The 13,018-nt window shown below is 55.3% G+C and carries 15 protein-coding genes; 11 read left to right on the forward strand and 4 right to left on the reverse strand.

Features of this window, described 5'->3' with window-relative positions:
• Positions 1 to 10: 10 nt before the first annotated feature.
• Complete coding sequence (locus ACY9XZ_RS20775) at positions 11 to 493, reverse strand: hypothetical protein (RefSeq protein ID WP_206425147.1); 483 nt, start codon at positions 491 to 493, stop codon at positions 11 to 13.
• A 205-nt stretch (positions 494 to 698) separates the two neighbouring features.
• On the opposite strand from ACY9XZ_RS20775, the gene ACY9XZ_RS20780 reads away from it, so the two are divergent.
• A complete protein-coding gene (locus ACY9XZ_RS20780; RefSeq protein WP_123538925.1) occupies positions 699 to 1,436 on the forward strand; it encodes a S16 family serine protease in 738 nt (245 codons plus the stop codon).
• A gap of 55 nt (positions 1,437 to 1,491) precedes the next feature.
• Here ACY9XZ_RS20780 and ACY9XZ_RS20785 read toward each other — a convergent pair whose 3' ends face one another.
• Positions 1,492 to 1,689 (reverse strand): heavy-metal-associated domain-containing protein, encoded by a 198-nt coding sequence (locus ACY9XZ_RS20785; RefSeq protein WP_123538924.1) that lies wholly within the window; start codon positions 1,687 to 1,689, stop codon positions 1,492 to 1,494.
• A 134-nt stretch (positions 1,690 to 1,823) separates the two neighbouring features.
• Here ACY9XZ_RS20785 and ACY9XZ_RS20790 point away from each other — a divergent pair, with 134 nt between their 5' ends.
• From ACY9XZ_RS20790 to ACY9XZ_RS20825, 8 genes are all read left to right on the forward strand, one after another.
• Complete coding sequence (locus ACY9XZ_RS20790) at positions 1,824 to 2,414, forward strand: AsnC family transcriptional regulator (RefSeq protein ID WP_123538923.1); 591 nt, start codon at positions 1,824 to 1,826, stop codon at positions 2,412 to 2,414.
• A 94-nt stretch (positions 2,415 to 2,508) separates the two neighbouring features.
• Positions 2,509 to 5,115, forward strand: coding sequence for a heavy metal translocating P-type ATPase (locus ACY9XZ_RS20795; RefSeq protein WP_266088406.1), 2,607 nt, complete (start codon positions 2,509 to 2,511; stop codon positions 5,113 to 5,115).
• Positions 5,116 to 5,132: 17 nt separating this feature from the next.
• Complete coding sequence (locus ACY9XZ_RS20800) at positions 5,133 to 5,357, forward strand: DUF7123 family protein (protein WP_420841102.1); 225 nt, start codon at positions 5,133 to 5,135, stop codon at positions 5,355 to 5,357.
• Complete coding sequence (locus ACY9XZ_RS20805) at positions 5,354 to 6,355, forward strand: DUF63 family protein (RefSeq protein ID WP_463458861.1); 1,002 nt, start codon at positions 5,354 to 5,356, stop codon at positions 6,353 to 6,355. Before ACY9XZ_RS20800 ends, ACY9XZ_RS20805 begins: the two co-directional genes overlap by 4 nt.
• Positions 6,356 to 6,357: 2 nt before the next feature.
• A complete protein-coding gene (locus ACY9XZ_RS20810) occupies positions 6,358 to 6,822 on the forward strand; it encodes a hypothetical protein (protein ID WP_463458862.1) in 465 nt (154 codons plus the stop codon).
• 5 nt (positions 6,823 to 6,827) lie between these two features.
• Positions 6,828 to 7,559: a DUF1405 domain-containing protein gene (locus ACY9XZ_RS20815; RefSeq protein ID WP_266088476.1), complete on the forward strand. Its 732-nt coding sequence runs from the start codon at positions 6,828 to 6,830 to the stop codon at positions 7,557 to 7,559.
• A complete protein-coding gene (locus tag ACY9XZ_RS20820) occupies positions 7,556 to 8,290 on the forward strand; it encodes a CPBP family intramembrane glutamic endopeptidase (protein ID WP_435069755.1) in 735 nt (244 codons plus the stop codon). Before ACY9XZ_RS20815 ends, ACY9XZ_RS20820 begins: the two co-directional genes overlap by 4 nt.
• A gap of 75 nt (positions 8,291 to 8,365) precedes the next feature.
• On the forward strand, positions 8,366 to 8,734 hold the full coding sequence (locus ACY9XZ_RS20825; protein ID WP_463458863.1) for a cupredoxin domain-containing protein: 369 nt from the start codon (positions 8,366 to 8,368) through the stop codon (positions 8,732 to 8,734).
• Positions 8,735 to 8,784: 50 nt separating this feature from the next.
• Here ACY9XZ_RS20825 and ACY9XZ_RS20830 read toward each other — a convergent pair whose 3' ends face one another.
• Positions 8,785 to 9,306, reverse strand: coding sequence for a metal-dependent hydrolase (locus ACY9XZ_RS20830; protein WP_435069757.1), 522 nt, complete (start codon positions 9,304 to 9,306; stop codon positions 8,785 to 8,787).
• 387 nt (positions 9,307 to 9,693) lie between these two features.
• Here ACY9XZ_RS20830 and ACY9XZ_RS20835 point away from each other — a divergent pair, with 387 nt between their 5' ends.
• Positions 9,694 to 10,731 carry a formyltransferase family protein gene (locus ACY9XZ_RS20835; protein ID WP_463458864.1) on the forward strand — a complete coding sequence of 346 codons (1,038 nt, stop codon included), beginning with the start codon at positions 9,694 to 9,696 and terminating at the stop codon, positions 10,729 to 10,731.
• A 506-nt stretch (positions 10,732 to 11,237) separates the two neighbouring features.
• Here ACY9XZ_RS20835 and ACY9XZ_RS20840 read toward each other — a convergent pair.
• Positions 11,238 to 11,531 carry a hypothetical protein gene (locus ACY9XZ_RS20840; RefSeq protein WP_435069759.1) on the reverse strand — a complete coding sequence of 98 codons (294 nt, stop codon included), beginning with the start codon at positions 11,529 to 11,531 and terminating at the stop codon, positions 11,238 to 11,240.
• A 780-nt stretch (positions 11,532 to 12,311) separates the two neighbouring features.
• Here ACY9XZ_RS20840 and ACY9XZ_RS20845 point away from each other — a divergent pair.
• Positions 12,312 to 12,947: a plastocyanin/azurin family copper-binding protein gene (locus tag ACY9XZ_RS20845; protein ID WP_435069760.1), complete on the forward strand. Its 636-nt coding sequence runs from the start codon at positions 12,312 to 12,314 to the stop codon at positions 12,945 to 12,947.
• The last annotated feature ends 71 nt before the right edge of the window (positions 12,948 to 13,018 follow it).

A 13,018-nucleotide genomic window follows, 5' to 3' on the forward strand; every position in this document is an offset into this window, starting at 1 on the left:
ACGTTCTTTATTAGATGAGGAGATTGAACACGACGTGAGCCAGCCCAAGGACGAGATAGCCCCCCAGAAGTAAACCGAGAGTTCTCCGGGATAGAGACGGTAACCCAACGGTATCGGTTCCGTGGATTCGCTCGCCGAGTGTGTAAACGAAGCGTCCTGCCAGCAGCGCGAACGGAAGATGAACGAATAGTAGGGGGAGGAGTATGGAATCGAACTGGGCGGTCCTTTCGAGACGGGACAGATACTCGAGTTTGAGGACCAGTTCTAACCCACCAACGGTGAGTCCAGATGCGACAGTTGCAAGGAGTCCCTCAGTTTTTGAGAGCAATCGATCTCGGGCGTAGCTCCAGACGTAAAAGACGAGTATCAAAGGGAGCAATCTGACGAACGCTTCCTCGATGAAGCCAGCGAGCCACATCCAGAGTCGAGAAGTTGTCGCTGATAGTAGTACGAGTTCAACCCGATAGGCGATTAAAACACCGAGGGCTGTCACTAGAGCACTGAAAGTCGCGAGCCCGAAGAGCGACCGGTACCGAGCGGACACGCTCGACCAATAGCGGTCCAACAAGATAGTCATGGGGACTTTCTCGCAGTGACAGTTGTTTTGCCTCGGCACCCTGACGACACCACTCTTATACCCATACGCGTGTTACCTGTTACCACAGGATCTGTCATCTGCCACAATAAGCTATTCCAGCATGGGCTCCTCAGAACAAGGCGACACATGCGATTCCGCATCTGGGCCTAGTGGCGACATCGTTGATCGTATTGAGCGGGAGGTCCTCTCCCGACGGGCGTTTCTTGCTGGAGTTGGTCTTGGATCGATAAGCGGTGTCGGGGCAACAGTCACCCTTACTCGAATGGATACAGGCTTCCAGTCGCTGGCGACACTGGCAGGTGGGGCGACGACCCCGTTGGATACTCGGTACTATCTTCCAGCGGTGGACGCAGATGGCGCTGGCCTTGTCGTCGAGACCACCTTCAAATTCGCTGCTGGCGATGGTGAGTTGTTCGTCAATCTGAACGGGATTGAACTTCGACACGACCTCCAGCGCGCACTTGACGAAGCAAAGCAAACTGCGACTCGTCTCACCGGACGATCGTTGGCAGATATAGCCATACACGTATCGTTCGTGTCACCCGAGTCCGACACCCTTGCACTCCAGGGGAAAAGTTGGGAGGCTGGCCTCACAGTCGCACTTATCGCTGGTCTCCGTCAGCAGCCGTTGTCGTCTGAGACACTCATTACTGGAATCGTTGACGACAATGGACACCTGCTTCCAGTTGGCGGAATCGAAGCAAAAGCCCGGAGTGCTCGGGCGTTCGGAGCGACCGAATTAGTCGTTCCGAGCGGTGCCGATTCAGGCGGAACTATCGAGGGGGTTCGTCTGACACCGGTTGAATCGGTCTCAGACGTACTCGATCGACTGTTCTAACGGTATATTCCGCTGTGACAGAGTGTCGCTGCCCTTCAGTTGTGGCGTGGTCGGATTACGCAGACGCGTCGTATCCAGCGTCCTTGACGGAGCTGACGAGTGTATCTGAATCAGCGGACCCCTCGATCGTCGCAGACTCGGCGTTTCGATCAGCAGTCGCCGCGGAAACGCCCTTGACATCTTCAAGTGCGTCTTCGACGGTCTGTTCGCAGTGTTCACAGGTCATCCCTTCGACGGTGATGGTCTGGCTCATAGCCATCTACAGATAGAGGATGTGCTTCTATGTGGTTTTCCACTTAGAAGCAAATGTATTCTCCACCCCTAATCCCAACCTTCCAAAGTTTATAGTGCGTAACAATAATGTATCCAGCGTAATGAGGCAGTAGTATGCGCAATCTGGACGAAACCGATCTGGAGATACTCTCGTTACTGGCCGAAAACGCCCGCCGTCCATTCAGTGCGATCGGGGAAGAAGTTGATTTATCAGGCCCAGCTGTTTCCGACCGGGTCAAACGATTACAGGAAGCAGATATTATCAACAATTTCACAATCGACGTAAACCGGGCGCACCTTCGGGCCGGGGTTCCTGTGTTCATTCAAGCCGAAATCGAACCGGGATCACTCGAGGAGGCCCGCACGCGAGTTCGCGGATCGGATGGCATCGAACACGTCTTTGCGACAGCCGAAGGCGATCTCTGGTTCTATGCCCGTGTTGAGGCACAGAACGTCCGCCAGTGGGTAGACAGCCTTTTTGATGGTCTTGAGATATCGGGATATTCAGTCACCTTGATCGACGAAACTGAATGGACACCTTCAATTGACGGCGTCGAATTTGCCCTCACCTGTACCGAATGCAACAATACCGTCGACAATGAAGGTGAGACGACGCGCATCGATGGGGAGATCTATCACTTCTGTTGTCCGTCTTGTCTCGCACGATTTGAAGACCGCTATCAGCGGCTCGAAGAGGGAGTATAGTACGCTCTTTGGATTCCAAATTTCATTGGGGTCGATAACCACCATCTCGCAACAGTAAACCGCCTAAACATAGACCCCGTATAGTAGAACGAGCATGACAAGCCGAACAACTCATCTCGACATCACGGGGATGTCCTGCGCCAACTGCTCGGCGACAATCCAGGACACTCTCGAATCCCTTGACGGAGTATCGGAGGCGGATGCGAACTTCGCCACCGACGAGGGGTCCGTCACCTACGACCCCGACGAGGTATCGCTCCAAGAAATCTATGACGCGATCGATGAGTCCGGCTACGGCGCAGTCTCGGAGACGGTGACGGTTGCCATCTCCGATATGACCTGTGCTAACTGCGCCGAGACCAACGAAACCGCTCTCGAGAGCACACCAGGTGTCATTAACGCGGAGGTCAATTACGCCACCGATGAAGCGCAGGTCACGTACAACCCTGCGGAGGCGTCACTCGATGCGATGTACGATGCCATCGAGGACGCTGGCTACTCGCCCGTCCGCGAAGATAGGGACGACAAAGAGTCGGGCCAAGACGCACGTGATGCTGCCCGGCAGGCCGAGACCCGGAAGCAACTCAGACTGACCCTGTTTGGGGCAGTGTTGTCGGCGCCGCTGCTGTTCTTCCTCATCGACAGTTACCTCCTCGGCGGCACCATCGTCCCCGAGACCGTCTTCGGCGTGGAACTCGGCTGGGTCGAGTTCCTCCTCGCAACACCGGTGCAGGCGCTTCTCGGATGGCCGTTCTACAAGAACTCCTATAAGGCGGTGGTGAAGAACGGCCGCGCCAACATGGACGTACTGATCGCCCTCGGCTCGACCACGGCGTATCTATACTCTGTGGCAGTCCTTGCCGAGCTCATCGCGGGTGGGCTCTACTTCGACACGGCAGCCCTCATCCTTGTGTTCATCACCTTGGGTAACTACCTCGAAGCTCGGTCGAAGAGTCAAGCTGGCGAGGCCCTCCGGAAGCTCCTCGAAATGGAAGCCGAAACGGCGACTATTGTCCGCGAGGACGGCAGTGAAGAAGAAGTTCCGCTTGAAGATGTCACAACGGGTGACCGGTTGAAAGTCCGTCCAGGTGAGAAAATCCCAACAGATGGTGTCGTTGTCGATGGTCAGTCCGCCGTTGACGAGTCGATGGTCACTGGAGAGTCTGTCCCTGTCGAGAAAGAGGAAGGCGATGAGGTTGTCGGCTCGACGATTAACGAGAACGGGGTCCTTGTCATGGAAGCGACGAAGGTCGGCGAGGATACGGCGCTCCAGCAGATCGTGCAGACTGTCAAGGAAGCACAGTCGAGCCAGCCTGATATCCAGAACCTCGCGGATCGTATCTCAGCGTACTTCGTGCCCGTGGTCATCGCGAACGCCCTCCTGTGGAGTATCGCCTGGTTCCTCTTCCCCGAAGCGCTCGCTGGCTTCGTCGACTGGCTCCCGCTGTGGGGGCAGGTCGCTGGCGGGCCCGCGCCGGTCGGCGGGACTGTTTCGGTCTTCGAATTCGCGATCATTGTCTTCGCGTCCTCAGTGCTCATCGCCTGTCCCTGTGCGCTCGGGCTTGCAACCCCGGCTGCCACGATGGTTGGGACGACGATTGGTGCGCAGAACGGCGTCCTGTTCAAAGGCGGTGATATCCTCGAACGCGCCAAGGACGTCGATACAGTCGTCTTCGACAAAACGGGTACGCTCACCGAGGGTGAGATGGAACTCACCGACGTGGTCGTCTTCGATAGCGATGGAAATGCGGTGACTGATGGAGGTGAGCCGGCACCAGATGGTGGACAGCTCAGCACTCGTGAGCGCCTCTCTGAGGATGATGTGCTTCGGCTGGCGGCGATAGCCGAAAGCGGCAGCGAACACCCGCTTGCCCAAGCAATCGTCGAAGGGGCTGAAGAACGCGGACTAGACGTGACTGAGCCCGACGACTTCGAGAACGTCCCCGGTCACGGCATCAAAGCAGTCGTTGGTGACAGCGAGGTACTAGTCGGTAACCGCAAGCTGCTGCGGGACAACGGCATCGACCCGTCTCCCGCCGAAGAGACGATGGAACGCCTCGAAAATGAGGGGAAAACGGCGATGCTCGTTGCCTATGAGGGCGAACTCGTGGGTGTGGTCGCCGACGCCGACACAGTGAAAGAAAGCTCCAAACAGGCTGTCACAGCCCTTCAGGAGCGCGGCGTCGACGTGATGATGATTACGGGCGACAACGAGCGAACTGCCCGTGCAGTCGCCAAACAGGTCGGCATCGATCCGGAGAACGTCCGTGCAGAGGTCCTCCCAGAGGACAAGTCCAACGCAGTCGACAGTATTCAAGACGAGGGCCGGCAGGCGATGATGGTCGGAGATGGCGTCAACGACGCGCCGGCACTCGCGGTCGCACACGTCGGGACAGCCATCGGCTCGGGCACGGACGTCGCCATCGAGGCTGCGGACGTCACGCTGATGCGCGACGACCCGCTCGATGTGGTGAAGGCGATCCGTATCTCGGACGCGACACTTAAGAAAATCAAGCAGAACCTCGTGTGGGCGCTGGGGTACAATACGTCGATGATTCCGTTAGCATCTCTCGGCCTCCTGCAGCCAGTGCTCGCTGCAGCAGCGATGGCGTTCTCCAGCGTGTCGGTACTGACGAACAGCCTGCTATTCCGTCGATACACGCCCGATCACGACTACAAGCTCCTCGGGTTCCTTCGCTAACCGCTACCTCTATATCAATGTCGAATATTTCCCGCAAAACCGTCCGGAGGTATCTCGTCGAAACGGCCAGTACAGAACCGACATACCTTCGGGCTCGTGAGATCGCCAGTGACATCGATGGCTCGCCCAAAGCTGTCGCACAGTATCTCAGCCAGCTCCAAGACGACCTCTCATCTGTTTCACTCGAACAATGGGGGCGCTCAAAGAGTACAACGTGGCGCTTGGAGGTGAACGAGTCGTGAGTACTGTCACGCGACGCGTAGAGACTGCCCTGCCGGAGACCGGCACACGTGAATGGTGGACACTGTATCTGCTCGCCCCGCTCGTCCTTGTCGGGGCGGGCCTCCTCGTATTCCCCACGCTGGTCTACGACCGGTTCATCTGGCAGTACCTCTGGGAGCCAGTCATCGCCGATGCGGCTAGTCAGCCAGTCACGCACGAGGGAATTCGTGCTGTCCGGGGATACAACGCTGTAAATACGGTGACCTATCTCGCGGCGGTCGTGTACAGCCTCCCTGGACTACGGGCATATCTCGACCAGCTCGACGTTACGTTCGACGCACGACTTGCCTACGGATTTGCCCCGATAATTATCGCCGGCGGGGCGATGCGCGCCCTCGAAGACATTGGCCTGCTCGGGGACTACGCAGTGTGGTTCATCACGCCGTCGATTTACTTCGTCGTCACAGCCGTTACCGTCCTCGCGCTCGGCGTCGGTGCACTCGTGCGTGACATGGATGTCGCTTCGATCCCGCTAACAGTCGGGCTTGTCGGGTCGGTGTGGGCTGTCGGTGCCGTCGGGTGGGCAGTTTGGCACGGTCTCTCGACGTCGACCCCGCTCCGCCTGTGGGTTCCTGTCGCGACGACGGGGATTGCTCTCGGCGTGACCGCACTCTACTACTGGGGTGCGAGTTTCGCTAATGTCGCACACCTTCGAAACCCGCTAATTCTGCTGGCCGTCTTTGGCCAGGTGTGGGACGGGGCGCAGAATCTCATCGGTGTGACGTTCCTCGGCTACTCTCCCAAGCTGGTCGTCACGAATCTCGTGTACCAGGCGACTGGATTCTCCGGATCGACGTTCGTCCTTAAGCTCGTCGTGACTGTCGGCATCGTATGGTATCTCGCTGATGCGAAAGACGAGATGAATCACACGTGGTGGTGGCTTATGACGTTCTTCATCGGGGCGATCGGGCTCCCGATGGGTGTACGCGGGTCACTTCGGATGATGCTCGGGGTCTAACAATGGACTCGATGAATACGAACACTACGACACGGCAGTACGGTGCGGCAATCGCCCTAGTTTCGGGACTCTATTCGCTACTCTCGGTGACTGGCAGTAGCGGGATGATGAGTTCGAATAGTGGCCTCTTGATGGCGATCCTCGGTGTGGTTGTCGTTGTTCATGGTGTTGTGTTGCTGACGCCCTACGCAGACCGACTAGGAACTGCGAGCGGTCCGCTAATGATCGCTTATTCGCTGCTAATGTTGCTTAATCAGGTTCTGGTAGGAATCACCGGAAGCTCAAACTGGGGGATGGGAATGAGCGGCGGTATGGAATCAGGGATAAACGGTGGTATGGAGGGAAGCATGGGTTCGACGATGACCGCAGGAATGGGATGGGATCTCGGGATGGTCGCCCTGGCATTCCTGATGCTCATCAGCGGGCTCATTATGACGAAGCGAAGCACAGACGATTCCGGGATGTGAACGTTATGTCATCTCCAACACGGTCAGCTCGTCTACCTGCCTACGTAGCACCACTCCCACAGCGTCTCGAGGACCTCGCACTCCACTACGCGTGGGTTATAGTGGCGATCAATCTCGCGGGGACCGCGTTCGGATTCTGGTACTATCGCTTCCAGTTCGCACAGACCCCACTCGTGATGTGGCCGTTCGTTCCCGATAGTCCCGGAGCGACGCTGTTCATCGCGCTCAGCCTTGCCGCGTGGAAATTGGACTACGATGTCGAATGGCTCCACATGCTCGCCTTCTTCGGAAACATCAAGCTCGGCCTCTGGACGCCGTTCGTCCAGCTGTTTCTCAATGGGGCGGGCGGCATCGAACCCTGGCTCTACTGGTTCCTCATTGTGAGCCATCTTGCGATGAGTCTGCAGTCGTTCCTGATCTATCGCTATGCCGAATTTCCGGTCGGTGCGGTCGCTGTCGCCACCGTTTGGTACGGACTTAACGACGTCGTGGACTACTTTGCGCCCCTCGTCGGAGAGTTCCATCACACGTTTCTTCGGGCCGAACTCGTCGGCACGACACTTGACCATTCACTACGAGCCCACGATCTCGCCGCAGCGGCAGCAGTCACGCTTACACTCGCGGCGACGTTCCTGGCCCTCGCCACACGGGTGAAGAAAGTCGAAGTTCAACGGTCTCCCGCCCCGCTTGGAGGCGACCCACCAAACGACAGACCTGACGGAGGGGGTGAGTCATGACGACACTGCAAGAACGGCTCCGTGCCGTGGGAGTAACCATCGGGATCGGATTCGGGAGTCTCGTAGCTGGAGCGCTGCTCCTAACGGTCGTGTCACAGTTGCTCTCTCTGGTCGGAGTTCAGCTCCAGAATCGACCAGCGTTGCGTCTCGGCCTGAGCACGGTATTACTCCAGGGGGTGGCGTTCGGAGGCGTCGCGCTCATCTATTTACGGATCAGCGAACGAGGTGTAGGCTTCATTCAACTACGTATTCCGACACGACGAGATATCGGATGGTTCATCGGAGGACTCATCTCGCTACTGATTACGGTTCGCGCGCTCTCAGCGATTATCGCGTATCTCGGATTCGAGCAGGCCACCAATCAGATCATCGAGGTCGGCCAAGAAGCCCCAGCTGTCTTCCTGGTACTGATCCCACTCTCGTTCCTGTTGGTCGGTCCCGGTGAAGAACTTCTGCACCGAGGGGTCATCCAGGGGACGTTGCGAGAATCCTTCCACCCGGCTCGGGCAATCATCTTGGCCAGCCTCATCTTTGCGATGGTACACGTCTTCTCCCTTCAAGGAAACGGGAAATTCGTGTACATCGGTGTGGTCTTCACCCTTGCACTCGTGCTCGGGGTGGCATACGAACTCACGGATAACCTCGCTGTCCCAGCCCTCATTCACGGGGCGTACAATGCTGTACAGTTCGGCATAGCATATTATACAGTCACACAGGGTACTGCGTTCTAGAAGCGACTCATGGCACTGAACGCACTCTCCAGACGCACTGTGCTCCGTCGAAGTGGCCTAGCTATCGGGGGAGGAATGGTAGCCCTCTCGGGATGTCTCGGCGGACGCAGCGGTTCCTCAGGACCGACTGTGACGATGACCAGTGACCTACGGTTCGACCCAGCAGAAGTAACAATCGAATCCGGAGAGACCGTCACGTGGGAAAACGACAGTAACGTTCCTCACACGACGTCAGCCTACAAGCAATCACTTCCAGAGGGAGCGGCGTATTTCGCCAGTGGAGACTACGAATCGGAACAGGCTGTCCGTCAAAGTACATCGGCACGCGGATTTCTCGAGCGGGGCGAAACGTACCAATATACATTCGAGGTTTCTGGGACGTATCGATATTTCTGCCTTCCACACGAGGAGAATGGGATGATCGGAAATGTAATTGTAGAGTGATTCGAGACTCGCGAAGATACCCGATAGACGAGAGCAGAAATTCCACGATTTTATCGGCTTTCAGCCTGGTTGGAAGGCAGACCTGGTTTCCCGTCGTAAACCCACAACCCAACGCCAAGGACGGTGAGCAACATCTGGAGGATGACATATGGTGTCGGTCTAACCAACGCTAGTAATCCTCCGATTGAATCGATATGATGGTAGTCCGTAATCAGCGGCCAGTAGACAAACACGACCGGTTCTTCATGAATAATCTGTGAGTCGACGAGGTCTGCACCGATATGTGAGAGATATCCGAAGACAGACGCGGCCCCGAATTTCCACCGATTTGCTCGGCGTGTGACGTAGAGAATCACCAGGCTAACGAGAGCCACCATGAAGAATGAGTGTGCGACAGAGCGGCTCGGTAGCGATGTTACCACGAAGGAAAGCGGCTTATCGACGATATCAGGGAGTAATGCAGCCCCCACGACTGCCAAAACATCGATATCGCGAGGTCGGTCAGTAGAACCAACGGCGAGAACACCTCGGTACGCGAGATAGGCAACTGCAGCGTGGACCCAGAAGAGCACACTCAGACCTATCGCCGGAGGTATTTAACGCTTCGAGCGTGACCGCTCATTTTCATCGTATGAATCAGCCTTGGACTGAATAGTTTCCCACTCAAAGTAGAGCAGTTCGAGTCCAAGAACGGCGATCGTTACGACAAGAACAACACTAAACACGGCAAGTTCCATCATCGAAAGACTACAGGAAGTTACCAATGGATACTCCACACCAATCTCTGAAATCATTAAATCGCGACCAATGGCTGGCGATAGATGGCTGCTGGGTTTTATTGACGATGGTGTCATTTTCTATACCGACGGAACGATTGCTTCCACCCCCAGGGTTAGCATAAACCACCGTATTCAGACTCAGGTAAGACGTTCACAATTGGACGCTGGACTAAATAGAACATGATTGCAGGGACCAATTCGAAACTTGAAGTCGCTGTCCTTGTCAGTGACGAGTATATCGAGAAGTGGCAACGGAACGCGTTAGCTACGCTTGTATCGGAACCAGATATCGATATAACTCATATCGTAATTAACGATCGGAAGAAGGCTCCCGACTACAGATGGGAGTGGATGACGTTCACCTGGAATGCACTCGAACAAATCCGCGCATATCCACTCTGGTCGCTTGTTGGTGTTGCCCGACTTCTAACGCCAACCCCCGATTATAAACGACCCGTCCACATCGACTCAATCGAAGGGCTCTCGAACGCTGAACGACTCACCTGCTCGCCTCAACCTGATGGTGAGTTTTGGAACACACTCCCGGAGGAAACCGTAGACCACATCGAAAACGTCGACATCGTCGTGCGGTTCGGCTTCGGGATGATAAAGGGACGAATACTTACAGCACCAAAGTACGGCGTTCTCAGCTACCATCCTGGAGACATCCGCAAGTATCGCGGTCAGCCTGGTGGTTTCTGGGAGTTTCTCAATGATGAAGACGAGATGGGGGTGACGGTACAGCGGCTTAACGAAACACTTGATGGCGGTGAGATTGCTGCGCTAAAGCGTATTGACATCAGTGGAATGAATACATGGCAGGAAATCAAAAAGGAGGTGTACTCCACGGCAGAGAGTATGTTGGTCCCGGCCGTTCGGACGCTCACAGACCCCGACAAGACCGTCGAACGGCCTGATCAGATCGGAGCTCTATATACGATCCCAGAGGGATGGGCCGTGTTAAGATACATGGTTAAGAACACTCGCGGACGAATACAGAGCTATATCGCCCGAAGGATGCCGTCACCCAGCCGCAAGTGGCGTCGTCCGGGTTTCTTAACCTCTCTATTACTCGCTGGGCTACTAGTCGTTGGAACGCATCCACTTTTCACCCACCACGACGTCGTCCCCATCCATATTGAGCAGATTGTTGGACTTGTGATTGTTGCGCTCAGTATTGTTCTACTCTTTAGCAACGACCATCACCAGATCACATAACTCAGGTTTCGTTCAAGCCATCAAGCGGACCTTGCTGCGGGGGTAAGAAACTACTCCGTTCCCTCGCCTTGCGTACCTGCGCCGTTCGCTTTTTTGGAAATGTATACTTGAACGAGACTTCCCCTGTTGTATCACAAGACGGGAGTGGGATGAGGTTGCTTTCTCACGGTTTGACGGCGTCAACAGCGTAGTCTCGGGGTCAGAATATGCAGTAGCTGTAGCCGCCGATGTTGTGTGAATAGTTAGATATATTGTATTTTCTCTTGGGTAAGTAACTATATCGATGCCTCTCCTAGATACGTCCTAAAAAAGGGGCAAGCGGCGAGCCCTAACTCGCCGCCTGCGTTAGGTAATGCACGATGCATTTTCGAGTGAGCTCCCGGAACTTGCCATGCTCAGTTCTCGCTCATCGTCTCAATCCTCGATCGATTCATTTAGGCTACTTGTCATTGGGGCCAAAACAAATCTGATGCGGAACCGCGACTCAAACGAGTTGCTGCTCAGATTTAGAAGAGCGAGTAGAACCACGCTTCGGTATCCGGGTGGAGACCACCCTGAACGGCGTGGACCGCTGCCGCTACCGAAACAGCAAAGACTGCGTGAACCAGATGCGTCGGAGCCCAGTCAACCAGTACTGCACTCGTTCCAACCACTACGGCCCAGAGTGCTCCAAAGCCGATTCTGAAAAAGAACGGACGCTGAATCACCAATACAACGTCTCGATAGAGGAGCGCATAGCAAAAGAGCGCAAGCCAACCAGCGACGACTATCGAGAGGAGTGAAAGCAGTAGTACGGTCATCGCAGCTCTCCTCCCGAACATCCAAGTCGGGGATGAATGTATCCGAGTCTGCCGATTACTGCTGCTATACCGAGAATAGCCCCTGTTTCAATCGTGGCAAACAGGCTATGCGAGAGCGGCGTGAGCATCCCGAGATGAGCGAGCCCGAACAGGAGGCCAGCGAGTGGGACACTAACGAGTAGTCGACCATATTCTCCCCTGTACCGGTGCCAGATTGCGGGTGTTCTCACCGCAATATACACAGTACTCACGAGAATTACTCCCATCGAAACAGCGCCGCCTGACGAGCTGAGCATATGTCTACCTGCTCCAGCTAACTTCAAATCTGTTCCCCCTCATCGGCGACGTGCGAGCTCAGGTTTTGATAGTAACTTCAAAACGCCCCAAATGGGTGAAAGTTGATTTTCTGACAGCGTATTCATATAGGGGGAACCTTTCGGATTGAAGCTTCCATACCAACGGAACCTGACACCAACAGGCCAGATGAAGGCAAATTGGATTTTTTCGTTGTTCCGCTTCTCACACATCATTCGACTCCACTGATTGTCCGATATCATAGCCGAACTATCGAAAGACCACGCCCTCTGAGTCTGATATTTCCTAACAGAAATCCGAATGAACAGGAAGCACGTATATTGATGTAATAATGCCCATCCACTCTGCTGGTGGCCAACCCAAGCCAGAAAAGCCGTTATTGACGCCACAACGCGCTCTACGAATGGATTGCCTTCCCGAAGCCGCCACCAATAGCCTAATTATAAAACCCATCAGGATAGAATAATGAACCGTCGAACATTTCTACAAACAGCAGGAGGGGTCGCAGCAGCAAGCACCCTCGCACAACCGACCACCGCACAAGAAGCAAACACGGTCCAGATCACGATGGACGGTGGAAACTTCTTCATCGACCCGGTTGGTCTGTATGTTGAACCCGGTGAAACAGTCACGTTTGAAATTGGTGCGGGAGCACCGCATTCCTCGACAGCCTACGAAGATCGCATCCCGAGTGATGCAGAGGCTTGGGACAGCGGATTACTACAAGAAGGGGAAACATTCGAACACACATTTGATGTTGAGGGAACGTACGATTACAACTGTTCTGCACACGTCTCGTTAGGACAGGTCGGTCGCATTGTCGTCGGTAGTCCTGGCGGTCCGGCTACGGAAAGTGAGATTCCAAACACCCCTCCGAGCGGACAAGTGCCAGACAGTCAAACGGTCGTTGATCAAGGGTCGATTGCGTACCCGTTTACTGGCACCGCAAGTGGTGGTGGTGAGAGTGGTGGTGGACAACCAGCACCGCAGGTGCCGGACAGCGCAAAAACCCTTGGTATCGCAACATTCGGTGCAATGGTGAGCACGCTCGGATTGACTTACGTCTTCATGAAATACGGTGGTGATTATGGTGTTGAGTAGAATCGCACCTGACTCGAGCACGTCCTGTCGAGGATTGAGTGAGCTTAGTGAGGGGAGTAGAAGCTACTGTG

The organism is Haloarcula sp. HT12 (assembly GCF_055271655.1).